This window comes from Amycolatopsis sp. NPDC101161, from assembly GCF_044768185.1.
GTDB lineage: Bacteria > Actinomycetota > Actinomycetes > Mycobacteriales > Pseudonocardiaceae > Amycolatopsis.
Genome location: NZ_JBIWPI010000004.1, coordinates 896911 through 918738 on the forward strand (window position 1 = coordinate 896911; position 21828 = coordinate 918738).

At 71.1% G+C, this 21828-nt stretch carries 30 protein-coding genes; 21 read left to right on the forward strand and 9 right to left on the reverse strand.

The window, feature by feature from the left end; all coding sequences use genetic code 11:
* Positions 1-8 precede the first annotated feature (8 nt).
* The gene (locus ACIRSS_RS32020) at positions 9-1313 is read left to right on the forward strand and encodes a LuxR C-terminal-related transcriptional regulator (RefSeq protein WP_400901324.1); all 1305 of its coding nucleotides are present in this window, start codon (positions 9-11) and stop codon (positions 1311-1313) included.
* Here ACIRSS_RS32020 and ACIRSS_RS32025 read toward each other — a convergent pair.
* Positions 1287-1847 (reverse strand): TetR/AcrR family transcriptional regulator, encoded by a 561-nt coding sequence (locus tag ACIRSS_RS32025; protein ID WP_400901326.1) that lies wholly within the window; start codon positions 1845-1847, stop codon positions 1287-1289. The genes ACIRSS_RS32020 and ACIRSS_RS32025 overlap by 27 nt on opposite strands.
* Positions 1848-1943: 96 nt before the next feature.
* Between ACIRSS_RS32025 and ACIRSS_RS32030 the strand changes: the two genes are divergently transcribed.
* Positions 1944-2714 (forward strand): nuclear transport factor 2 family protein, encoded by a 771-nt coding sequence (locus tag ACIRSS_RS32030; protein WP_400901328.1) that lies wholly within the window; start codon positions 1944-1946, stop codon positions 2712-2714.
* On the opposite strand, the gene ACIRSS_RS32035 is transcribed toward ACIRSS_RS32030, so the two are convergent.
* From ACIRSS_RS32035 to ACIRSS_RS32045, 3 genes are all read right to left on the reverse strand, one after another.
* Entirely contained in the window at positions 2677-3465 is a 789-nt protein-coding gene (locus ACIRSS_RS32035) for a metal-dependent hydrolase (RefSeq protein ID WP_400901949.1), read from the reverse strand. The two genes, ACIRSS_RS32030 and ACIRSS_RS32035, sit on opposite strands and share 38 nt — an antisense overlap.
* 60 nt (positions 3466-3525) lie before the next feature.
* Complete coding sequence (locus ACIRSS_RS32040; RefSeq protein ID WP_086673555.1) at positions 3526-3879, reverse strand: STAS domain-containing protein; 354 nt, start codon at positions 3877-3879, stop codon at positions 3526-3528.
* Positions 3880-4084: 205 nt separating this feature from the next.
* Positions 4085-4393, reverse strand: a complete 309-nt coding sequence (locus tag ACIRSS_RS32045; RefSeq protein WP_400901330.1) for a WhiB family transcriptional regulator — start codon at positions 4391-4393, stop codon at positions 4085-4087.
* Positions 4394-4558: 165 nt separating this feature from the next.
* Here ACIRSS_RS32045 and ACIRSS_RS32050 point away from each other — a divergent pair, with 165 nt between their 5' ends.
* From ACIRSS_RS32050 to ACIRSS_RS32060, 3 genes are all read left to right on the forward strand, one after another.
* Complete coding sequence (locus ACIRSS_RS32050) at positions 4559-4975, forward strand: anti-sigma factor (protein WP_364520680.1); 417 nt, start codon at positions 4559-4561, stop codon at positions 4973-4975.
* Positions 4972-5751, forward strand: coding sequence for a SigB/SigF/SigG family RNA polymerase sigma factor (locus ACIRSS_RS32055; protein WP_400901332.1), 780 nt, complete (start codon positions 4972-4974; stop codon positions 5749-5751). Before ACIRSS_RS32050 ends, ACIRSS_RS32055 begins: the two co-directional genes overlap by 4 nt.
* Before the next feature lie 62 nt (positions 5752-5813).
* The gene (locus tag ACIRSS_RS32060; RefSeq protein WP_400901334.1) at positions 5814-6233 is read left to right on the forward strand and encodes an ATP-binding protein; all 420 of its coding nucleotides are present in this window, start codon (positions 5814-5816) and stop codon (positions 6231-6233) included.
* Here ACIRSS_RS32060 and ACIRSS_RS32065 read toward each other — a convergent pair whose 3' ends face one another.
* Positions 6234-6719 carry a MarR family winged helix-turn-helix transcriptional regulator gene (locus ACIRSS_RS32065; RefSeq protein ID WP_400901951.1) on the reverse strand — a complete coding sequence of 162 codons (486 nt, stop codon included), beginning with the start codon at positions 6717-6719 and terminating at the stop codon, positions 6234-6236. It lies immediately after the preceding gene.
* Between the two features lie 47 nt (positions 6720-6766).
* Between ACIRSS_RS32065 and ACIRSS_RS32070 the strand changes: the two genes are divergently transcribed.
* From ACIRSS_RS32070 to ACIRSS_RS32080, 3 genes are read left to right on the forward strand one after another with little or no spacing between them, the layout of a single operon-like run.
* Positions 6767-7744, forward strand: coding sequence for an aldo/keto reductase (locus ACIRSS_RS32070; protein ID WP_400901336.1), 978 nt, complete (start codon positions 6767-6769; stop codon positions 7742-7744).
* Between the two features lie 18 nt (positions 7745-7762).
* The gene (locus ACIRSS_RS32075; RefSeq protein WP_400901338.1) at positions 7763-8401 is read left to right on the forward strand and encodes a nitroreductase family protein; all 639 of its coding nucleotides are present in this window, start codon (positions 7763-7765) and stop codon (positions 8399-8401) included.
* Positions 8398-8784 (forward strand): hypothetical protein, encoded by a 387-nt coding sequence (locus ACIRSS_RS32080; RefSeq protein ID WP_400901340.1) that lies wholly within the window; start codon positions 8398-8400, stop codon positions 8782-8784. Before ACIRSS_RS32075 ends, ACIRSS_RS32080 begins: the two co-directional genes overlap by 4 nt.
* A 70-nt stretch (positions 8785-8854) precedes the next feature.
* On the opposite strand, the gene ACIRSS_RS32085 is transcribed toward ACIRSS_RS32080, so the two are convergent.
* The 4 genes from ACIRSS_RS32085 to ACIRSS_RS32100 form a co-directional block, all read right to left on the reverse strand.
* Positions 8855-10174 carry a cellulose binding domain-containing protein gene (locus ACIRSS_RS32085; RefSeq protein ID WP_400901342.1) on the reverse strand — a complete coding sequence of 440 codons (1320 nt, stop codon included), beginning with the start codon at positions 10172-10174 and terminating at the stop codon, positions 8855-8857.
* 11 nt (positions 10175-10185) lie between these two features.
* A complete protein-coding gene (locus ACIRSS_RS32090; protein ID WP_400901343.1) occupies positions 10186-10929 on the reverse strand; it encodes a 3D domain-containing protein in 744 nt (247 codons plus the stop codon).
* A 149-nt stretch (positions 10930-11078) separates the two neighbouring features.
* The gene (locus tag ACIRSS_RS32095; protein ID WP_400901344.1) at positions 11079-11717 is read right to left on the reverse strand and encodes an alpha/beta fold hydrolase; all 639 of its coding nucleotides are present in this window, start codon (positions 11715-11717) and stop codon (positions 11079-11081) included.
* Positions 11718-11727: 10 nt separating this feature from the next.
* Entirely contained in the window at positions 11728-12408 is a 681-nt protein-coding gene (locus tag ACIRSS_RS32100; protein ID WP_400901345.1) for an HNH endonuclease family protein, read from the reverse strand.
* 178 nt (positions 12409-12586) lie between these two features.
* On the opposite strand from ACIRSS_RS32100, the gene ACIRSS_RS32105 reads away from it, so the two are divergent.
* The 13 genes from ACIRSS_RS32105 (at position 12587) to ACIRSS_RS32165 (ending at position 21825) form a co-directional block, all read left to right on the forward strand.
* Positions 12587-13630: a tetratricopeptide repeat protein gene (locus ACIRSS_RS32105; protein ID WP_400901347.1), complete on the forward strand. Its 1044-nt coding sequence runs from the start codon at positions 12587-12589 to the stop codon at positions 13628-13630.
* Positions 13631-13709: 79 nt separating this feature from the next.
* Positions 13710-14330: an SIS domain-containing protein gene (locus tag ACIRSS_RS32110; protein ID WP_400901349.1), complete on the forward strand. Its 621-nt coding sequence runs from the start codon at positions 13710-13712 to the stop codon at positions 14328-14330.
* Between the two features lie 47 nt (positions 14331-14377).
* Positions 14378-14563 (forward strand): HypC/HybG/HupF family hydrogenase formation chaperone, encoded by a 186-nt coding sequence (locus ACIRSS_RS32115; protein WP_400901953.1) that lies wholly within the window; start codon positions 14378-14380, stop codon positions 14561-14563.
* Positions 14564-14579: 16 nt separating this feature from the next.
* Positions 14580-15266: an SIS domain-containing protein gene (locus ACIRSS_RS32120; RefSeq protein WP_400901351.1), complete on the forward strand. Its 687-nt coding sequence runs from the start codon at positions 14580-14582 to the stop codon at positions 15264-15266.
* Positions 15263-16318, forward strand: a complete 1056-nt coding sequence (locus tag ACIRSS_RS32125; RefSeq protein WP_400901353.1) for a hydrogenase expression protein HypE — start codon at positions 15263-15265, stop codon at positions 16316-16318. The genes ACIRSS_RS32120 and ACIRSS_RS32125 overlap by 4 nt, the downstream gene beginning before the upstream one ends.
* Positions 16315-18087 carry a nickel-dependent hydrogenase large subunit gene (locus ACIRSS_RS32130; protein WP_400901355.1) on the forward strand — a complete coding sequence of 591 codons (1773 nt, stop codon included), beginning with the start codon at positions 16315-16317 and terminating at the stop codon, positions 18085-18087. The genes ACIRSS_RS32125 and ACIRSS_RS32130 overlap by 4 nt, the downstream gene beginning before the upstream one ends.
* Positions 18087-18605, forward strand: a complete 519-nt coding sequence (locus tag ACIRSS_RS32135; RefSeq protein WP_400901357.1) for a NifU family protein — start codon at positions 18087-18089, stop codon at positions 18603-18605. Before ACIRSS_RS32130 ends, ACIRSS_RS32135 begins: the two co-directional genes overlap by 1 nt.
* Positions 18602-19189 (forward strand): DUF5947 family protein, encoded by a 588-nt coding sequence (locus tag ACIRSS_RS32140; protein ID WP_400901359.1) that lies wholly within the window; start codon positions 18602-18604, stop codon positions 19187-19189. Before ACIRSS_RS32135 ends, ACIRSS_RS32140 begins: the two co-directional genes overlap by 4 nt.
* Positions 19182-19811 (forward strand): DUF6084 family protein, encoded by a 630-nt coding sequence (locus tag ACIRSS_RS32145; protein ID WP_400901361.1) that lies wholly within the window; start codon positions 19182-19184, stop codon positions 19809-19811. Before ACIRSS_RS32140 ends, ACIRSS_RS32145 begins: the two co-directional genes overlap by 8 nt.
* Entirely contained in the window at positions 19808-20947 is a 1140-nt protein-coding gene (locus tag ACIRSS_RS32150; protein ID WP_400901363.1) for a hypothetical protein, read from the forward strand. Before ACIRSS_RS32145 ends, ACIRSS_RS32150 begins: the two co-directional genes overlap by 4 nt.
* The gene (locus ACIRSS_RS32155; protein ID WP_400901365.1) at positions 20944-21441 is read left to right on the forward strand and encodes a hydrogenase maturation protease; all 498 of its coding nucleotides are present in this window, start codon (positions 20944-20946) and stop codon (positions 21439-21441) included. Before ACIRSS_RS32150 ends, ACIRSS_RS32155 begins: the two co-directional genes overlap by 4 nt.
* 1 nt (position 21442) lies before the next feature.
* Positions 21443-21547, forward strand: a complete 105-nt coding sequence (locus tag ACIRSS_RS32160) for a DUF6893 family small protein (protein WP_400901367.1) — start codon at positions 21443-21445, stop codon at positions 21545-21547.
* Positions 21548-21552: 5 nt separating this feature from the next.
* Positions 21553-21825, forward strand: coding sequence for a HypC/HybG/HupF family hydrogenase formation chaperone (locus ACIRSS_RS32165; RefSeq protein ID WP_400901369.1), 273 nt, complete (start codon positions 21553-21555; stop codon positions 21823-21825).
* Positions 21826-21828: the final 3 nt, after the last annotated feature.

Here is a 21828-nt window from a genome sequence, read left to right on the forward strand (position 1 = left end):
TTCGAAGCATGGACGCCCACGGCCTTTGCGAAGCCGCCCACTCCGCGTGGAAAGGCGGGGATCCCGCGCGGGCCCGGCGGCTGCTCGAGGTCATGGCCGCCGAGGTGCCCGAGCCCGTTGCCCGGCCGTTCACCGGGCGGTTGCGCGGGCTGATCGAGCTCTACAGCGGGAACCTCGCCGCCGCGCAGGAGCACCTGACCGCCGTCGCCGGGCAGACCGATCCGAGCCACGCGGCCCGGCTGCTGTTCCTCGCCATCGACGCCGCACACCACCGCGACCGCTGGGACGACGTCGTCTCGCTGGCGCAGCGGATCACCGCGCTGCCGTGCGAGCCCGGCTTCCACGTCCTGGCCGAACTTCTCGTCGGCGACCGCGAGACGCCGGACCCGTGGCAGATCGTCGACGTCGTGCCGGACACGCTCACCGAGCGGCACGCGCACCGCTGGCTCGTCACGATGGCGATCAGCCGCCGCGGTCCGCACCGGCAGGCGACGCGGGAGTTCGGGCTCGTCGCCGCGGAACGCTTGCACGCCAACGGAATCCTCGCGCTCTACGCGGTCCTGCTGGTCTGGCTGGCCGAGCTCGAACTCGACCTGGGTCGCTGGGCCGACGCCCAGGCGCACGCGCAAGAGGCGCTGCGGACCGCGGCCGAGCAGCGCGTGACGGCGGCCGACGCCCACGCCGTCCTGGCACGTCTCGCCGCCCTGCGCGGCGACGCCGCCGAGTGTCGCCGGTACGCGGGGCTGGTGCTGCGCGAGGCGCCGGCCCAGGACAACGCCCTCGCGGCGGCCCAGGCCCGGTGGGCGCTGGGTGCGCTGCACCTTTCCCGCGGCGAGTTCGCCGAGGCGGCGGAACGGCTTGCGGCGCTCGGACACCGGGACGTCGTCGCGGCGGCCGCGCTCGACCGCGCCGAAGCGGTGTCGGAGTGGGTCGCCGTTCCGGACCTGCCGTTCGAGCGGGCGCGCGGCCGGCTTCGGCTCGGCCAGCGGCTGCGGCGGGAGCGGCGGATCACCGAGGCGAAGGTCGAACTGCGGGCGGCGCTCGAGACGTTCGAAAGCCTCGGCGCGGCCGAGTGGGCCGCCACGGCCGGCCGGGAACTGCGGGCGGCCGGGTCGTCCGCGCCGGGCACCGGACGGCTGACCGCGCAGGAGCGTCAGGTCGCCGAACTGGCCGCGGCCGGGCTGTCCAACCGCGAGATCGGCGCGCGGCTGTTCCTCAGCCCGCGGACCGTCGGCTACCACCTCTACAAGCTGTTCCCGAAGGTCGGCGTCGCGAGCCGGGCGCAGCTACGCGACGTCGCCCTCCCCGGCTGACGCCCGCAGCCCGTCGACGACGATCCGGACGAGGTGCCGGCTGCCCGGCGAGTACCGCTCGACGGCGAGGCAGCCGACGATCAGCGCCCGCAGGTCGTCACCGTCGATGTCGCGGCGGACGGCGCCGACGTCCTGGGCGCGTTTCAGCAGTTCGCCGAGCGCGGAGCGGAAGTCTTCGCCCGCGCCGGCCTTGAAGGCGTGCCCGCCGGACTCGGCGAGGGCGTCGCAGATGGCCCGGTTGAGCGAGGCCTGCTTGATGACGCGGACGAAGTAGTCGAGGAAGACTTCGCCGGGGTCGTCGGCGGCGGCGAGCCCCCGGGCCTCTTCGGCGAACTGCTCGATCCGCTCGAGGACGACGGCCTGGAAGAGCGCCTCCTTGCTGGGGAAGTGCCGGTAGACGGTGCCGGCGCCCACGCCGGCCAGCCGCGCGATGTCGTCGAGCGGCACGGCGAGCCCGTCCGCGGCGAACGCCTCCTCGGCGGCAGCCAGGACCTTGGCCCGGTTGCGCCGCGCGTCCGCGCGCATCTTCTCCATGTTCGTCTCCTCGTTGACAACCGGAGCGCTGGCTCCGTATCGTCGTAAGCGGGTGCACCGTTCCGATTCAACGCCCAGTCTTCCAGGAGAATTCCGATGCCAAGCACCGTGCCCGAAATCGCCGCCCGCGTCCGCGAGGGGATGTCCGCACTGGACACCGCACCGTTCGCGGACCTGTTCGCCACCGACGCGGTGTACGAGCTGCCGTTCCTCGGCCAGCGCACCGAAGGCCGGGACGCGATCGTCGCCGTGCTCGACGCGGGTGGCGCCCGTGCGCGGGCGCTGGGCCTGAGCGAGGCCCGAGTCGCGGCTCAGCTCACCGAAACGGGATTCGTCCTCGAACTCGAGGTGGCCGGGCACCCGTCGTCGGTCGGGGTGGTCACGGTGGCGGACGGGGAGATCACGGCGTACCGCGACTACCCGAACCTGTCCCTCGCCTCACTGCGCACGCGCGAGGTGTTCGACCGGTTCCTGGCCGCTTCGGTCGAGAACCGCTGGGACGACCTCGCCGACCTCTACGCCGAAGACGTCACCCTCGAAATGCCGTTCACCCTGCCCGGCGCGCCGCGGGTGACCCGCGGCCGCGAAGAGCTGCGCCGCCGGTTCCACGCGGCCGCTGGGGTCCGGCGGATCACCGGCGCCGACAACGTCGTCGTCCAGGAGACGAACGACCCGTCGGTGCTCGTCGCGGAGTTCGACCTGCACCAGGAACTCGGCGGGGAGACCTTCGTGGCGTCGTACGTGATGGTCATGACGATCAAGGACGGCCTGATCACGCACACCCGCGACTACGCGGACACCGCCGCCTCGGCGGAGCGGATCAAGCGGTTCAGGGAGTCGTTGCCTGCTGAGACGCCGGCGGGATGAACAGCCGCTCGAACGTGCTCACCGACCAGTCCCACACCCCGGGCACCAGCAGCACGGCGAGCACCACGAACACCGGGAAGACCAGCCGCTTCTCGACCTTCTTGCCCGTCTTGAAGCGGAGGGCCTTCGGGGGTCCCAGCTCGTACCAGGTCTCGCCCGCGATCGGGAGCGGGAAGAGGAACGGGCAGCCGGACTCGGTCAGCGCGTCGCCGAGGCAGTGGGTCAGGCAGCCCGCGGCCACGGCGATGCCCAGCCAGCCGGTGATGGACTCGAGCTCGCCGGCCCGGTCGGGCGGCGCGGTGAAGAACCACCAGGCCACCGCCGCGCCGCTCACCGGCAGCAGCCAGTCGCCCAGCGCGCCTTCCGCCAGCATCAAGCCGAAGATGACCACGCCGACGACCGCCCACGGGCCACCGGCTTCGGTGCCCCACGACGTCAGCAAGCCCAGGCCGGCCGCGAACAGGATCGTGTGGGAGAGGTGGCGGTGCTGGCCCGTCACCTTCTCGTCGCGGGGGCCCTTCGTCAGCGCGTAGAACGCCGCCGAGACGCGGCGCAGCAGCCACGACAACGCGCCCGTCAGCCAGCCGAGCAGCCGGGACGCGCTCGCGCCGGGGTGGTCGAGGTCGGGCAGCAGGGCGAAACCCGCCGTGGTGGCCGCGAAGACCACCGCCTGGTGCACCGAACCCGCCCCGACCGCGGGCGCCAGGGCCAAGCCCGCGCACCAGCCGGTCAGGGCATGCGTCCGCCCCATCATCGTGCCGCCCCCAAGGTCCACGCACCAAAAATCAGTCCGCGGAACCGTAGCGGGCGGTCAGGCTTGGGGGTCCTCCGACACGCTCAGGTGTTCGGCCACGCCGGTGAGCTCGATCACGCGGCTCACGGCGGGGCTCGGGACGACCTCGAGCTCGACTTCCTGCTCGCCGGCCTGGCGTTGTGCGCGGAGCACCACGTTCAGCGCGGAGGAATCGAAGAAGGTCACCCCGGTCAGATCGGCCACGACCCGCTGCGCGCGCTTGTCCGCTATCAGCCCCGCCAGGGCCTCCTGCAGCTGCGGGCTGGTGAGCAGATCGAGCTCGCCGGTGACCACCACCCGGGGCTCCGTCGCGTCGGTGTCCAGCGTGATGCCGAACCCGGGCGGGGTGGCGTTCTGGTCGGCTGCGGGCATGCAGTTTCTCCTCGTCAGGCGCTGCTCCTGCGCCGGGTACGCGCCTGCTGTCTCAAGCGGCAACCGTGTCACCGTGCCTTTCTGAAGCTCGCGCCGGCACGGTCAAGGCAACTCCGGGGCCAACCCTAACCCAGGAAGCGACCGAGCCCGCCACGGCCGCCGCCCTTTCGCGTGGACTGTTCACTCGCGATCGGATCCTGCCTGGTCAGTGCGCGCTGACGGCCTTGCGCGCCGCCCGGCGCTGGCGCAGGAACAGCTGCCGCCGCTCGATCTCGCCGAGGCCGCCCCAGATGCCGTACGGCTCCTGCACGGTCATCGCGTGCTGCCGGCACTGGGCCAGCACCGGGCACGTCTGGCAGATGGCCTTGGCCCGCGACTCGCGCCGCTCACGCGCCGAACCCCGCTCGTTGTCCGTGTGGAAGAACAGGCTGCTGTCCGCGCCGCGGCAAGAACCGCGCAGCTGCCATTCCCACTCTTCAGCAACCACGTTGGGCAGCCGGCTGACGTCAGCCATGTCGTCCCTGCCTTTCCCACAATGAGCATGTCGACCGCTACATGCCCGCCGGTGGAGCGGATCAAACGCGGGTTTGGTTTGCTCACCCCACGGGCATCTCGCGACCGGGCGTGAAGAGGACACCGCCGACCCCGTTGGAGCGCGAGTGCGGAGAAAGGAACAAACGTGGAGGACAACGCCCCGCTCGTGCCGGAAGGCGCGCAGGTCATCGAGGTGCGGACGGCAGCGATCCCGCACGTCGTGCCGACGCTGCGGACCATCGTGGCGGACATCGCCATGCGCCAGGACTTCGACCTCGACGCCGTCGAGGACCTCCGGATGGCGGTGGACGAAGCGTGCTCGCTGCTGCTCCCCGCCAGCTCGGACGGCCGCCTGACCTGCGTCTTCTCATGGAGCGGGCCGCGCATCGAGGTCTCGGTGTCGGTGCTTTCGGACACGCCCGACCACGAGGACGACTCCGGTCTGTCGTGGCAGCTGCTGACCGCGCTCGCGACGTCGGCCGAGCGCACCGTGACCCCCGAGGACGGCCGTTACCTGTCCCGGGTCGACCTCGTCCGGGAGAGCCAGGCGGCGGACTCGTGACCGACCCCGCCGGGGGCAGCGGGGACGACCTCGACGTCAGCGCGCTGTTCACCCAACTCGCCGCGCTGCCGGCGAACTCCCCGGAGCGGGAGCGCATCCGCGACACGCTGGTGCGCACGCACCTGGAGCTCGCCCGCAACCTGGCCCGGAAGTTCCGCAACCGCGACGAGGCGATGGAGGACCTGGTCCAGATCGCCACGGTCGGGCTGATCCACGCCGTCGACCGGTTCGACCCCGAACAGGGGACGGACTTCCTGGCGTTCGCCGTGCCCACCATCTCCGGCGAGCTGCGCCACCACTTCCGCGACAACAGCTGGTCGGTGCGGGTGCCGCGGCGGCTCAAGGAGCTGAACGCGAACATCTCCGCCGCGCGCGAAGAGCTCACGGTGCAGTTGTCGCGCGCGCCGAAGCCCAGTGAGATCGCGTCTCGGCTCGGCGTGCCGATCGAGGACGTCTACGAGGGCCTTCGCGCCGGTCAAGGCCGCTACGGCGCTTCGCTGGACCACCTGCTGGAGAACGCCGCGCACACGCGGTTCGGGGCGCCGGACGCCGAGCTCGGCCAGGCCGAGCTGCGCGAGGCGCTGCGGCCGATGCTGGACAGCCTGCCCGAGCGGGAGCGCAAGATCGTCGCGCTGCGGTTCGGGTCCGGGATGAGCCAGTCGGACATCGCGCGCCGCGTCGGGGTCTCCCAGATGCAGGTGTCGCGGTTGCTGGCCGCGACGTTGAAGAAGCTGCGTTCGGGCCTGGACGAATCCGAGCTCGCCGACGGCACCTGATTAGCCGCTCACCCGCTTGGGTACCAAGCGGACGGTACCGGAACTCACTGGGAGGGGGATCGATGACGACGTCGGAGCTGCCGCAGCGCACCGCTGTCCAGGCCGCGCCGCTGACCGTGCTCCTCCCGGACGACGTGACGGCCCCGGCCCGCGCGCGGCACGAGGTACGCTCGTTCCTGCTCGCGGCCGGGCTGTGCGAGGCGCAGCTGGACGACGTCCTGCTGGCGACATCCGAGCTGGTCACCAACGCCTTCGAACACGGCGAGCGGCCGCAGCGCCTTGAGCTGGCCTACACCGGCGAGCGGCTGACGCTGCGGGTGCACGACGCCGGGAGCCTGCTGCCGGAGCTGCGGGCGCCGTCGCCGGCCGAGGCGCGCAGCCGCGGTCTCGTGCTGGTCCAGGCGCTGTCGGAGGACTGGGGCTTCGAGCGCTGCCCCGGCGGCAAGTTCGTCTGGGCCGTCTTCCGCCTCCCCCGCGGCTGATCAGGGTTCCAGCAGCTCCCGCGCGGCGGCGGTCTCCCCGATCCGCTGCCGGAACGGCTTCCGCTCCAGCGCCTCGACGATCGCCGCGAGCACCCCGCGCAGCGGGTAGGGCAGCTCGGCCTCCAGCGCTTCCGACGCCTCGGTCGTCGCCGTCCACTCCGCCTCGATCAAGGGCAGCAGGCCGCGCGTCTTGTCGGTCAACGACACGATCCGCTGGCGGGCGTCCGCGCCCGGTTCGAGGCTGACGAGCCCGGCGCGGTTCATCTGGGCGACGGTCTGGCTGGCCGCCGAGTGCGTCACGCCCATCTCGGCGGCGAGGTCGCGGATGGCCAGCGGGCCGCGCGCGAGCAGCGCCCGCACCACTCCCGAGTACCGCGGGCGGTAGTCGCCGAGGCCGATATCGGCGAGGAACCGCGCGACATCGCCCTCGAGGATCTCGAGGACGTGCCGCATCCGGGTCCCCAGTCCGTCCGGACCCGATGTCATGGCCATGACGGCCGATCATAGGCGGGGCCGTGTGCTTGGATCGCGGCATGGAGAACCGGAAGATCGCCCGGCTGGGCCGCGAGGTGTCCGTCGTCGGGCTCGGCTGCTGGCAGCTCGGCGCGGACTGGGGCGAAGTCGACGAAAAGGACGCACTGGCGGTGCTGGACGCGGCGGCCGACGCCGGCGTCACCTTCTTCGACACCGCGGACGTCTACGGCGACGGGCGCAGCGAGCGGCTGGTCGGCAAGTTCGCGGCCGGGCGGGACGGCGTCTTCGTCGCCACCAAGATGGGCCGCCGGGTCGAGCAGGTGCCGGAGAACTACGTCGCCGCGAACTTCCGCGAGTGGAACGACCGGTCGCGCCGCAACCTCGGCGTCGACGCGCTCGACCTGGTCCAGCTGCACTGCCCGCCGACCGCCGTGTACTCGTCCGACGCGGTGTACGACGCCTTGGACGAGCTGGTTTCCGAGGGCCGGATCAAGGCGTACGGGGTCAGCGTCGAGACGTGTGACGAGGCCTTGACGGCGTTGGCGCGGCCGCACGTCGCTTCGGTGCAGATCATCCTGAACTGCCTGCGCCTCAAGCCGCTGGAGCGCGTGCTGCCCGCGGCGGCCGAGGCGGGCGCGGGGATCATCGCGCGGGTGCCGCTGGCGTCCGGGCTGCTGTCCGGGCGCTACACGGCGTCCACGACGTTCGCCGCCGACGACCACCGGAACTTCAACCGCCACGGCGAGGCGTTCGACGTCGGCGAGACGTTCTCGGGCGTGCCGTACGAGGTCGGGCTGGAGGCGGTCGAGCGGCTTCGCGGGCTGGTGCCCGAGGGGCAGACGCTGGCGCAGTTCGCGCTGCGCTGGATCATCGACCAGCCGGGCGTGAGCACGGTGATCCCGGGCGCGCGCAACGCTTCGCAGGCCACGGCGAACACCGCGGCCGCCGCGTTGCCGCCGTTGTCCGAAGAGGCCTTGGCGGGCGTGCGCGAGACGTACGACGAGCTGGTGCGTCCGCTCGTGCACGATCGCTGGTAGTCCCGGCATGATGGGCCGATGATGACGCCCGAAGAGCTCCTGACGACCACCAGGACCGTCCGCAAGAGGCTCGATCTCGCCCGGCCCGTGCCGCTCGACCTGGTGAAACACTGCGTGCAGGTGGCGCTGCAGGCGCCGAGCGGCTCGAACACCCAGCGCTGGCAGTGGCTGGTCGTCACGGACGCGGACCAGCGGGCGGCGCTCGGGAGCATCTACAGCCGGGCGTGCCGCGAGTACCTGGCTTCCGACCGCGCGGCCGGGAAGCTGTTCGCGGACGACCCTTCGCGGGCCGCGGTCCAGCAGCGGGTCGGCAGCAGCGTCGAGTACCTGGCCGACCGGATGGGTGACGTGCCGGTGCTGGTGGTCCCGTGCCTGGAGACGCCGTCGGCGGAGCTGCCGGCGGGCAACCAGGCGGGGCTTTGGGCCTCCCTGCTGCCGGCGGTGTGGAGCTACATGCTGGCGGCCCGCTCGGTGACGCTGGGAACGGCGTGGACGACGCTGCACCTGGCGTACGAGCAGGAGGCGGCGGAGGTGCTGGGCCTGCCGAAGAACGTCCACCAGGCGGCACTGATCCCGACGGCGTTCTACACGGGCGAGACGTTCAAGCCCGCGGCGCGGCAGCCGCTGGAGGAAGTACTGCACCTCGACCGCTGGTGAGCTGGGAGGGAGTCCGGGAGCGGCTGGCCGAGCTGGCCGCCGCCGACCCGGACCTCGAGCGGTTCGGCGCGAGCGAGCACGAGTACCGGCTCGGCCCGCCGGTGCCGGAGGCGGAACTCGAGGAGTTCGAAACCCGGCACGACGCCGCAATGCCGCTTCGAGGACGAGTGGCGGCCCGGCTTCCTATCGACGCCGTTCCCGCACACGAGCGCGTGGAACCGCGCCGAGCACCACCCGGCAGGTGCGGCGCGTACTTCCGGCTCGTGGTGACGGGGCCGGAGCGGGGGCGGCTGTGGTTCGACGACCGCGGCTCGGACGGCGGCGTTTCCCCCGTCGGAGCGGGCTTCCGCGAGTGGTACCTGAAGTGGCTGAACCACCCGTGAAGGCCTCCTTGCCGGGGCGTTTGGGGACGTCGGCAAGGAGGCCGGCACGGCCTTGCGGCCGTCTGGGGGCTCAACCCGTGTACGCCTTGAAGATGTTCGTGAACTCGTACAGCGACTGGGAAATCCCGGAGCACGTCGCCACCGCGCCGCCGCCCGGGCAGCCTCCGTTGTCCCTTCCCGCCGACCAGAAGCCGATGCTCGCCACGTGGTTCGTCTGGGCGTACGACAGCAGCTGACGCGCGGCCGCCTGGTCCGTCACCGAACCCGTGTCGTTGCGGCCGATCATCGGGGTCAGGCCGAGCAAGGCCTTCACTTCGGCGTCCGACTTCGCCGGCCAGATCGTCTTCATCTGGCCGAGCGTCGCGTTGGCCGCCGACACCAGTGCGTCGCCCCAGGAGCCGCTGTAGCCGAAGTCCATCAGCATCGGGTTGACCACCACGTTCAGCCCGCGCGATGCCGCGTCCTGCAGGATCGACACCGAGAACGGGTCCATCCCGTAGTCCTGGCCCTGGATCCGCATCGTGTAGCTGATGTGGGTCCCGCGCTGTTGCTGCAACCGCAGCAGGGCCTGGTTGACGAGAGCCGTCGGGATCGACGCCTCCACGTCGACGTCCAGGCTGTTGCTGCCCACCGCGTCCAGCGTCTTCACGTACGCGTTGTACAGCGCGTCCACCGAGCCGCAGACGTTCTCCAGGTACGGGCCCAGCGCCCCGCCCGACGCCACCGTCACGCCGCCGCCGAGCGAGCGCAACGCGTTGACGTCGTCGATGATCCGCGCATCCAGCAGCGGGACCGTGCCGCCCCACTGCGGGTCGCACCCGAGGCTGCTGCCCAGCGCGAACGCCAGCGTGAAGTTCTTCTGGCCCGTCGCGTTCGCCACCGAGACCAGCGACGGCGTCGCCATCGTGATGTCGATGTACGGCGACACGCGCGCGCTGCCGCCGGTGGGCGGCGTTGTGGTGGTGGTGCTCGTCGGCGGAGTCGTGGGCGTGGTCGTCGGTGACGTCCCTCCGGCGCACGGCTGGCCGTTCAGCTTGCAGTTCGCGGGCAGGCCGCTGCCGCTGACCAGGAACCCGAAGCTCGTCGACGCGCCGGCGGCGACCGAGCCGTTGTACTCGCGGTTGGCGAACGAGTGGTGCGTGCCGGAGGGCGTGTCGAGCGCGTCCCAATAGGACCCGAGCGACGAGCCGGCAGGCAGGTCGAACTCCAGCTTCCAGCCCGTCAGCGCGGACGTGCCCGCGCTGATCGTGTACTTCGCCTGGTAGCCGGAACCCCAGTCGGAGTCCTTGGTGAACGCCGCCGACGGCGCGGTGGCCGCCGTCGCCGGCGAGACGACCAGCACCGTCGCCGCCGAAAGGAGCGTCGCGGCGAGAGCGAGCTTGGCTTTCATGGCGGACCCTTTCAGCGCACGGTCAGCGTGAGCCGCTGGATGCCCCAGGCGTCGGCCTGCGAGCCGGGCAGCCAGACGTCGACGATGTCGTCCTTGATCCAGCTGCCGATGTCGGCCGCGTAGCACTCGCCGTAGCCCGGCACGGAGAACCGCGTGCCCCACGGGATGTTCCGGGCGTCGACCGCGCAGAAGCCCGGCCCGGCGTTGTAGCCCAACGCGGTCTGGGCGACGTCGTTGTAGGACGTGACGCGGTAGTTCAGCGTGGTGCCGGCCGGGATGCGGTAGGCGGCCAGGTGGTTGCCGCTGTCGAGGCGGTAGGCCGTGGAGATCTGGCCGAGCGAACCGGGCGAGTTGTCCTCGGCCGTCATCGCGTAGAGCTGGTAGTTCGCGTTCTGGCACGGGCTCGCGTCGGTGACGGTCAGCGTCGGCTGGCCCCAGTCGCTGATCCACTGCAGGGCCTGGCCGTTGCGGAACGCGCGGTAGGCCTTCGCGCCGGAGACGCGGGCGAAGGTGAACGTGACCTTGCCGTCCGCGCCGAGGCCGCCGCTGACCGAGCCGGGCGCGGGCAGGCGGTTGGTGACGTCGACCGCGCCGACGAGCGTGCCGGGGCCGTGGCCGCCGGTGACCGGGCGGTCCGGGATGGTGCCTTGGTAGAAGTGCTGGCAGGCCGGGAGGGTGGCCGCGGACGCGGCGGGGGCGACGAGCACGCTGCCGGCGGCGACGGCCGCCAGCGCGAGGACCCTGACCAATCGCATGACGAGGAGACCTCCAGGGTGGGGACCGGGGTGGAGGTGACGCAGGTGGGGAGGTGCGGGTTCGCCGCGGAACCGACGTTAAGTGGCCTGGACCACACAGTCAATAGGTCTAGACCTTTAAGGTTTGCCGCTCCCCCGAACGGCCCAGGCTAGAGGTAGCCGACCAAGCGGTCGGCGATCTGCGCGGGGTGGCTCAGCGGTGCGCAGTGCGGGCCGTCGACCTCGTCCGGCTCGATGCCCAGCCGCTCGCGGGCCACCCGGCGCTGGAAGTCCGGCGTGAAGAACCGGTCGTCGCGGCACAGCAGGACCCGGGTCGGGACGTCCGGGTGGGCCGGCAGCGGCCACGGCTCGTCCCACTCCTTGCTCACCTGGTCGCGCCCGTGCGCCTGGCACTCCTCGGCGAGCGCCGGCGGGACGCCGTTGAAGAACTGCTCGGTCTCGCTCAACCCCTCGGGCGAGGAAAAGCCCGTGGCGGACCACCACTGCCCCGGCGGCTCCCCCGGCGCCGGGATCATCCCGGCCAGGTAGACCAGCAGCCGCGCCCGCAGCTTCGCCGCGACCAGCGACGCCGTGAACCCGCCGTACGAATGCCCGACGACGGCGACGTCCGAAGCGTCGCCCAACGCCGCCAAGACCGTGTCGACGAAAGCGGACAACCCGGCCGACGGGTCCGTGATCGGCAGGTCCGGCGCGACGAAGCCGTGGCCGCGCGACTCCAGCTCCGGGCCGAGCAGGTGGAAGTCCCACCCGCTGCCGCCGCCCCCGTGGATCAGCGCGAAGGTCGTCATGCCGGTCAGCTCAGCAGCGGCGCAGCATGTCCGTCAAGGCGGTTTTCTCCCCTTCGGTGACCGTCAGGCCGTAGTAGTGCTTCACCACGATCCAGTCGGTCGCGTAGGTGCACCAGAACGCCACGAGCGGCGGCTTCCACTGGTCCGGCGCCTTGTCGCTCTTCTGCTGGTTGAGGTTGTCGGTGACGGCGAACAGCTGCGGCCGGGTCAGGTCGTTGGCGAACTGCTCGCGCTTCTCGGTCGTCCACGTCTTCGCGCCGCTGGCCCAGGCCTGCCCGAGCGGGACCATGTGGTCGATGTCGAGGTCGGTCGCCTTGGTCCACGTCTCGTTGTCGTAGACGCTGGTCCACGTCCCGGACGTCGCCTTGCAGTCCTTGTCGGTCCTGACGTCCTTACCGGCCCGCTTGAGGACGACCTCGCGGGTGTCGCACCCCGACCCCTGGCTGTCCCAGTGCGGGAACTTCTCCCGCGAGTAGCCGTCCATGGACGTCCGCGCGGCGATGGTCAGCTCGCCGAGCTGCTTCTGCGCGTCCGCCGCGCTGACCGGAACCGGTGCCGATGACGTCGAAGGCGGTGGCGTCGCGCCCGAGCTTCTGCTCGTCGCCCAGTACCCGAAGAAGGCGATCGCGAGGATCGCGACTACCAGCAGAGATCGTTGGGTCACGCTGAGCCGAAAGCCGCGGGCCGCCACGAATTTCTCCTCTCGAATTCACCTGAGCGCGGCGTAGTCTCACCCCTGCCGGCCTGGGAAAACCGCGCCGACACGACGACCTGGCGCGAATGTGACCTCGCCCACCCACGGCAGGGGTGTCACACCGAGCCGATCATCTGCGACTACCGGAGCAGGACCCATCCGGAGGGAGCAGCCGATGCCCGGCCGGCTCAAGAAGTTCGACGAGTTCTTCCAGCGCAAAGCCGCGGAAGGCGGCAACGTCATCGCCATGGCGAGGATGGGCTCCGCCATGCGCGAGCAGGGGAACCTCGCCGAGGCCGAGTCGTGGTTCCGCAAGGCCGCGATGGGCGGCGACCGCGTCTCGATGACGTCGCTGGCGCACCTGCTGGCCGAACGCGGCGCGCAGGAAGAAGCCGAGCGCTGGTACCACGAGGCCGCCCTGGCCGGCGAGCCGCACGGGATGCTCAACCTCGCCCGCTCCTACGAGCGGCGCGGCAAGCGCGACGACGCCCAGCACTGGTACGGCGAAGCCGCCCGCACCGGCGACCTGCCCTCGATCGCCGCGCTGGGGCACATGCTGCGCGAGCAGGGGCGGACCGAGGAGGCCGAGTCGTGGCTGCGGCAGGCCGCCGACGCCGGGGTCACGAGCGCGATGATCGACCTGGGCGTCGTGCTGCGCGACCGCGGCCAGGCCGCCGAAGCGTCCCGCTGGTGGCGCTCGGCCGTGCAGGCCGGCGACCTCGCCGCCACCTGCCAGCTGGGCCGGCAGGCCGAACGGCTCGGCCGGCCCGCCGACGCCGAGTCGTGGTACCGCCAGGGCGCGGCCGGCGGGCACGGCGAGGCGATCGTCCGGCTCGGGCTGCTGCTGCACCGCCGCGGCGACCTCGAAGAAGCCGAGAACTGGTACCTCGACGCGGCCGAGCGCGGCGACCCGGCCGCGATGACCAACCTGGGCGTGCTGGCCCGCAACCGCGGCGACGAGGGCGAGGCCGCGGCCTGGTACCGCAAGGCCGCCGAGCACGGCAGCGTCCCCGCGCTCACCAACCTCGGGCACCTCGCCGAGCACCGGGACGACCTCGGCGAGGCCGAGCGGTGGTTCCGCCGGGCCGCCGACACCGGCGACGTCCAGGGCATGCTCAGCCTGGCCCGGATGCTGCGGTCGCGCGGTGCCGCGCAAGAGGCGCAGCAGTGGCTCGCCCGTGCGGAGCACCTCCAAGACGACCGAGAGCACCACTTCTGACCGTTCGATCTATTGTGTGATCCAACTCACAGTTCTAGCCTGGTGTGCGGCTCACTCCACTGAGCGAGGAAGTGCCGCGATGCCGTGGTCACCGAATCAGCCGGACTCCGTCGACGCGCTCTTCGAGCGCCGCAAGGCCCCCGTGCTCGCCCTGGCCGACGACGCCAGGACGGTAGCCGAGGCGTGCCACGGCATGGCCCGGCGCTTCCACCGGGGCGGCAAGCTCGTCGTCTTCGGCAACGGCGGCCCCAGCACCGACGCCCAGCACGTGGCGGTCGAGTTCGTCCACCCGGTGATCGTCGGCAAGCGCGCGCTGCCGGCGCTCTCGCTGACCGCCGACGTCGCGACGGTCACCGGCGTCGCCAACCGCGTCGGCCTCGAAGACGTCTTCGCCCACCAGCTGCGGATCATCGGCGAACCCGCCGACATCGCGCTGGGCATCTCCACCGACGGCGACTGCGCCAACGTCCGCCGCGCCCTCGAAACCGCCCGCGACCTCGGCATGCTCACCGTGGCCCTGACCGGCGGCGACGGCGGCGCGATCGCGCGGACGCCCGGCCTCGACCACGTCCTGGTCGCCCGGTCGAGCGACCCGCGGGTCGTCAAGGAGGTCCACGTGACCACCTACCACGTGCTGTGGGAGCTGGTGCACGTCTTCTTCGAGCAACCCGGCGTGCTGACCCCGGAGGTGGCGTCGTGAGCGCCCGTGACGCCGACAGACCAGCCGGCCCCGTCTGCCACGACGGGGTGTGCATCACCTGCTCCGACACCGCGGTCGAGGTGACCGTGGTCGAGCTCCTCGAAGACGAGCTCGCTGTCGTGGACACCGGGTCCACCCGGGAAGAGGTCAGTGTCGCGCTGGTCGAGGCCGGCGTCGGCGACCGCGTCCTGGTGCACGCCGGAGAAGCCATCGCACGCTTGGAGAAGTCCTAGCCGCGGGAGAACCGGAATGACGCGGGAACACCCCGTCACCGACGGTCTCGAAGCGCTGTACCCGTTCCTGTATTCGGGTGAGAGCGACCTCGACGCCGTCCTCCGCCAGGTCGAACAGTCCACTGTGGACAAGGTGCGCGAGATCGTCGCCCTGCGCGGCGACGTGCTCGCGGCCGACCGCGACCGCTTGTTCGCGTGCGCCCAGGACGTGGCGCGCGCGTTCCGCGGTGGCGGCCGGCTGCTCGCCTTCGGCAACGGCGGCAGCTCGACCGACGCCCAGGACCTCGCGAGCCTGTTCCTCAGCCCGGCCGGCGACGCGAAGCCGTTGCCCGCCTTCGGGCTGACGAACGACATCGCGGTGGTGACCGCCCTGTCCAACGACATCGGGTTCGACGTCGTGTTCGCCCGGCAGATCGGTGCATTCGGGCGTCCCGGCGACATCGCGGTGGGCCTGTCCACCAGCGGGAACTCCGCGAACCTGTTGCGCGCCTTCGATGAAGCCGCCCGGCGCGGCATGGTGACGGTCGGCATCGCCGGCTACGACGGCGGGAAGATGGCCGAGCTCGACAGCATCGACCACCTCTTCGTCGTCCCGTCGCCGTCCGTGCACCGCATCCAGGAAGCCCAGACGACCCTCTACCACGCGCTGTGGGAGCTCACCCTCGGCGCGCTCGACGACTTCGCCAAGGGTGATCAGCCGTGACGCACGCTGAAGAGACCGAAGAGCAGCCCATCCACATCCTCTGGATCAACGCCGGCCTGTCCTGCGACGGCGACTCCGTCGCGCTGACCGCCGCCACGCAACCGAGCATCGAGGAAATCGTCCTCGGCGCTTTGCCCGGCTTGCCCAAGATCGCGGTCCACTGGCCGCTGATCGACTTCGAATGCGGTCCTGACAAGGGGGCCGACACGTTCATCGAGTGGTTCTACAAAGCCGACCGCGGTGAGCTGGAGCCGTTCGTGCTGGTCGTCGAGGGCTCGATCCCGAACGAGGCGATCAAGGAAGAGGGCTACTGGTGCGGGTTCGGGAACAACCCCGAGACCGGCCAGCCGATGACGACCAGCGAGTGGCTCGACCGCCTGACGCCCAAGGCGCTGGCGGTCATGGCCGTCGGGACCTGCGCCACCTACGGCGGCATCCACGCGATGGAGGGCAACCCGACCGGCGCGATGGGCGTGCCGGACTACCTCGGCTGGGACTGGAAGTCCGGCGCGGGCATCCCGATCGTCTGTGTGCCCGGCTGCCCGACGCACCCGGACAACCTGTCCGAGACCATCACCTACCTGCTCTACCAGGCCGCCGGGCAGGCGCCGATGATCCCGCTCGACGACCACCTGCGGCCGCAGTGGCTCTTCGGCGCGACCGTGCACGAGGGCTGCGACCGCGGCGGCTACTACGAGCAGGGCGAGTTCGCCACCGAGTACGGCTCCCCGAAGTGCCTGGTGAAGCTGGGCTGCTGGGGGCCGGTCGTGAAGTGCAACGTGCCGAAGCGCGGCTGGATCAACGGCGTCGGCGGCTGCCCGAACGTCGGCGGGATCTGCATCGGCTGCACCATGCCGGGCTTCCCGGACAAGTTCATGCCGTTCATGGACGAGCCGCCCGGCGCGCAGGTGTCGTCGCTGGCCAGCGGCGCGTACGGGTCGGTGATCCGCCGGCTGCGGAAGATCACCGAGCGCAAGGCCGACACGGAACCGAAGTGGCGGCACAAGGGCACCAAGCTCGACACCGGCTACCAGGCAGGGGTGCGGTCATGACGGACATGAAGGAGAAGACCGGCCTCGTCGAGATGGCGTGGGACCCGATCACCCGGATCGTCGGCAGCCTCGGGATCTACACGAAGATCGACTGGGCGCAGAAGAAGGTCGTCGAGTGCCACAGCACGTCGTCGGTCTTCCGCGGCTACAGCATCTTCATGAAGGGCAAGGACCCGCGCGACGCGCACTTCATCACCAGCCGGATCTGCGGGATCTGCGGCGACAACCACGCGACCTGCTCGGTCTACAACCAGAACATGGCCTACGGCGTCCGCCCGCCGCACCTCGGCGAGTGGATCATCAACCTCGGCGAGGCCGCCGAGTACATGTTCGACCACAACATCTTCCAGGAGAACCTGGTCGGGGTCGACTACTGCGAGAAGATGGTCGCCGAGACCAACCCCGGCGTGCTGGAGCTGGCCAACCGCACCGAAGCACCGCACGCGGGCGACCACGGCTACCGCACCATCGGCGACATCATGCGCTCGCTGAACCCGCTCGAAGGCGAGTTCTACCGCGAGGCCCTGCAGGTCTCGCGCAGCACGCGCGAGATGTTCTGCCTGATGGAGGGCCGGCACGTCCACCCGTCCACGCTGTACCCCGGCGGCGTCGGCACGGTCGCCACCGTGCAGCTGTTCACCGACTACCTGACCCGGCTGATGCGCTACGTCGAGTTCATGAAGCGCTGCCTGCCGATGCACGACGACCTCTTCGACTTCTTCTACGAAGCCATCCCCGGCTACGAAGAGGTCGGGCGGCGCCGGATCCTGCTCGGCTGCTGGGGCAGCCTCAACGACCCCGAGTACTGCGACTTCACCTACGAGAACATGGAGTCCTGGGGCCGCAAGATGTTCGTGACGCCGGGCGTGGTCGTCGACGGCGAGCTCGTCACGACGAGCCTGCTCGACATCAACCTCGGCATCCGGATCCTGCTCGGCAGCTCGTTCTACGAGGACTGGGTCGACCAGCCGATGTTCGTCACGCAGGACCCGCTGGGCAACCCGGTCGACCAGCGCCACCCGTGGAACCAGCACACCATCCCGCGCCCGGCCAAGCGCGACTTCGACAGCAAGTACTCCTGGACGATGTCGCCGCGCTGGTTCGACGGCAAGGACCACCTCGCCCTCGACACCGGCGGCGGCCCGATCGCCCGGCTGTGGGTGACCGCGCTCGCCGGGCTCGTCGACACGCCGTACCTGAAGTCGACCGGCCACAGCGTCAAGATCACGCTGCCGCGCACGGCGACCAAGCCGGAGGTCGAGTTCGAGTGGAAGATCCCGCGCTGGAGCAACGCGCTCGAGCGCAACCGCGCGCGGACGTACTTCCAGGCGTACGCGGCCGCTCTGGCCCTGCACTTCGCCGACCAAGCCCTGGGTGAGGTCCGCAAGGGCAACACCAAGACGTGGGAGCCGTTCAAGGTCCCGGACGAGGGCGTGAGCTGCGGCTTCACCGAAGCCGTCCGCGGCGTGCTCTCGCACCACATGGTGATCAAGGGCGGCAAGATCGCGAACTACCACCCGTACCCGCCGACGCCGTGGAACGGCAGCGTGCGCGACAGCTTTGGCACGCCGGGGCCGTACGAGGACGCCGTGCAGAACACGCCGATCTTCGAGGAGAACACGCAGGAGAACTTCAAGGGCATCGACATCATGCGCGCGGTCCGCAGCTTCGACCCGTGCCTGCCCTGCGGCGTCCACATGTACACCGGCAAGGGCAAGGTCCTGGAACGGCTGCACACCCCGCACGCGTTCGGCGGGGAGCTCGGCTGATGACGGAGGTCGACCGCGTCGGCGAGCGCATCGAGCGGCTGCTGGGCGAGTTCTCCGGCGCGGACGCCGAGCTCGCCGAGGAGCTCGTCCACACGCTGCTCGAGTTCTACGGCGCCGGCCTGGCCCGGATCGTCGAAGCCGTCGACCGGCCGGTGCTGGACCGCCTCCTCGAGGACGACCACGTCCGCGGCCTGCTCGTGCTGCACGACCTGCACCCGCGGTCGACGCACGAGCGGGTCGCCGAGGCGCTCGACAAGGTCCGGCCGTACCTGGGCTCGCACGCCGGCGACGTCGAGTTCGTCGGGATCGACGACGGCGTCGTGCGGCTCCGGCTCCAGGGCAGCTGCGACGGCTGCCCGTCGTCGACCGTCACCGCGAAGTACGCGATCGAGCGCGTGGTGCGGGAAGTGGCGCCGGAGATCTCCGACGTCGTCGTCGAAGGAGTCGTGCCGGAGGAGACCGGTCCCGGCGGCCGGCCGCTGCTGCCGCTGGTCCCGTGTCCCGTGGAGGTTCCGTGACGGGCGGCCTGCGCAGGTTCCGCGCTCCCGTCCGGCGTGCCGCGCCGGGCGAGAAGTGCGAGATGTGCGCGGAACCGATCGGCGGGGAGCACGGGCACGTCATCGACCTCGAGTCCCGGACGATCCTGTGCACCTGCCGGGGCTGCTACCTGCTCTTCACCCACCGCGGGGCGGGCGGGAAGCGGCACCGGGCGGTGCCGGACCGCGTCCGGCACTTCCCGCGCTTCGAGCCGGGCGCCGCGCTGTGGGCGTCGGCCGGCATCCCGGTCCGGACGGCGTTCCTGTTCCGGAACTCGGTGCAGGACCGCGTCGTCGCGTTCTACCCGAGCCCGGCGGGTGCGACGGAATCCCTGCTCCCGCTGGGCACGGGCGACGACCTGCTCGCCGACGCCACCGACGACGTCGAAGCACTCCTGGTGAACCAGCTCGACGACAGCTTCGAGGCGTTCCTGGTGCCGATCGACGTCTGCTACGAGCTGGTCGGGCTCGTCCGGTCCACCTGGCGCGGCTTCGACGGCGGCACCGAAGCCCACGAGGCCATCGACGGGTTCTTCGCTCGGTTGCGGGAGCGCGGCGATGACTGAGCTGACCTTCGACTGCATCGGCGTCCGGCCGCTGAAGTACGCCGCGTCCCCGACGCTGGCGTTCCGGCTGCGGATCTCCGAGCTGACCGGGCAGCCCGTGCACGCGATGGTGCTGCGCGTCCAGATCCGCATCGAGCCGCAGCGGCGCCGGTACGCCGACGACGAGTCGGAGCTGCTCACCCACCTCTTCGGCGACCGCTCCCGGTGGGGCGAGACGCTCAAGCCGTTCCAGTTCACGACGGTGTCGGTGACCGTGCCGGGGTTCACCGGCGCCACCGAGGTCGACGCCGAGGTGCCGTGCACCTACGACCTCGAAGTCGCGGCGGGCAAGTACTTCCACGCGCTGTCCGACGGCGTCGTGCCGATGGTGCTGCTGTTCAGCGGGACCGTGTTCGGCAAGGGCGGCCCGGGGTTCTGGGTCGAGCAGGTGCCGTGGCACACGCAGGCGGAGTGCCGGATGCCGGTGACGGTCTGGGACGAGCTGATGTCCCGCTACTTCCCGGACGTCGCGTGGATCAAGCTGCCGCGGGAGTCGGTGGACGCGCTGCTCAAGTACAAGGCGCGGCACGCGATCCCGACCTGGGAAGCCGCGGTCGAGCAGCTGCTGGCGGGTGGGCCGTGAACGTCCTCGACCAGGCCCGCGCGGTGGGCGACGCCGTGCTCTACGAGGGCTACCTGCTCTACCCGTACCGGGCGTCGGCGCGGAAGAACCGCGTGCGCTGGCAGTGGGGTGTGCTGGTGCCGCCGTCCTACGCGTCGGCGGAGATCGGCGAGCACGCCTCCGCCCGCGTCGAGTGCGTCCTGGAACCCCTGGAACGCACGATCCTGCGCGTCAAGCTGCGGTTCCTGCGGGCCCGGACGCGGCTCGTCGACGAAACGGCGTGGGACGAAGGCGTCGAGCAGGAGATCGACTTCGAGCTGCCGCTTTCGGAACTCCCGGTCGAGAAGCCGTTCCACGTGGACGAACTGACCGGCGTCCTCACCGCGCGGGTCGACCCGCTCGACGGGCCGTTCGGCGGCGCGCGGCTGCGCGTCGACGTGCACAACACGACGTCGTGGCCCTCCGACGGCGTCCGCGAGCACGCCCTGCGGCACGCGCTGCTCGCCGCCCACCTGGTGCTCAGCGTCGACACCGGGCACTTCCTGTCGATGCTGGACCCGCCGGAGTGGGCGAAACCGGCCGTCGAAGCCTGCCGGCAGGAACGGCTCTGGCCGGTGCTGATCGGCGACACCTCGCGCAGCACGGTGGTGCTCGCGTCGCCGATCATCCTCTACGACGACCCGGCGATCGCGCCGGAAAGCCCGGGCGACCTCTTCGACGGCACCGAGATCGACGAGATCCTGACCCTGCGCACGATGACGCTGACCGACGAGGAGAAGCGCGAGGCCCGGGCCACCGACCCGCGCGCGGCGGCCATCGTCGACCGCGTCGACGCGATGCCGCCCGAACTGCTGGAGCGGCTGCACGGCGCGGTCCGGTCCGTGCGGCCGGTCAAGCCCTCGGTGGTCGTCGCCGGGGTCCGCGTCGCCGAGGGGTCGCGCGTCCGGCTGCGGCCGAACCTGCGCGGGACCGACGCCCAGGACATGTTCCTCGTCGGCAAGACGGCCACCGTGCGGGTCGTGCTGTCCGATGTGGACGGTGTCTCGTACCTGGCGGTGACCCTCGACGACGACCCGGCCGCGGACCTGCAGCACGCGCACGGCCGGTACCGGTACTTCTCCCCCGACGAGATCGAACCCCTGGAGGTGGCGGAATGAGGCCACGAGTCCTGGTCGCCGGCATCGGGAACATCTTCCTGAGCGACGACGGCTTCGGCGTGGAGGTCATCAAGGAGCTGGAGCAGGCCGAGCTGCCGCCCTGGGTGCAGATCGCCGACTACGGCATCGCCGGCATGCACCTCGCCTACGACCTGATGGGCGGCTACGACACGACGATCCTGCTCGACGCGACCCCGCACGGCCGGGTACCCGGCACGCTCTCGCTCATCGAGGCCGACACCGAGGACCTCGCGACCGCGGCGTCGATCGACGCCCACGGCATGCGGCCGGACGCGGTGTTCCGGCTGCTGCGCCTGCTCGGCGGCGACGCCGGGCGCGTGCTGCTCGTCGGCTGCGAACCGGCCTGCCTCGACGAAGGGATCGGGCTGTCCCCCGAGGTGACGGCGGCGATCCCGGCCGCGGTCCGTGCCGTCACCGAACTGGCCTGGGGTACCAGCCCGCAGCTGCCGCTGCGCGAGAAGACGGAGGTCTGAGATGAAGCGCCTGCTGTTCCTGGCCGTGCTCCTCGGCGGGGTGACCTGGCTCGCGAAGCAGGTCGAACCCGACATCCGGCGGTACCTCGAGATGAGCCGGATGTAACGGCCGTGTGCCTCGGCATCCCGGGCGAGATCATCGAAATCAGCGAGGAGCGCCCGGACCTCGCGAAAGTCTCGGTCAGCGGCGTCAAGCGGACCATCAACATCGGCCTGCTCGAAGACGACCCGCCGAAGCCCGGCGAGTGGATCCTCATCCACGTCGGCTTCGCACTGTCCAAAATAGACGAAGCGGAGGCCGCGGCCGCGCTGGAGTTCCTCGAAAGCATCGGCAAGGCGTACGAGGACGAGATGGCCGCGCTCTTGGAATCCCGGATCGAATAGGAG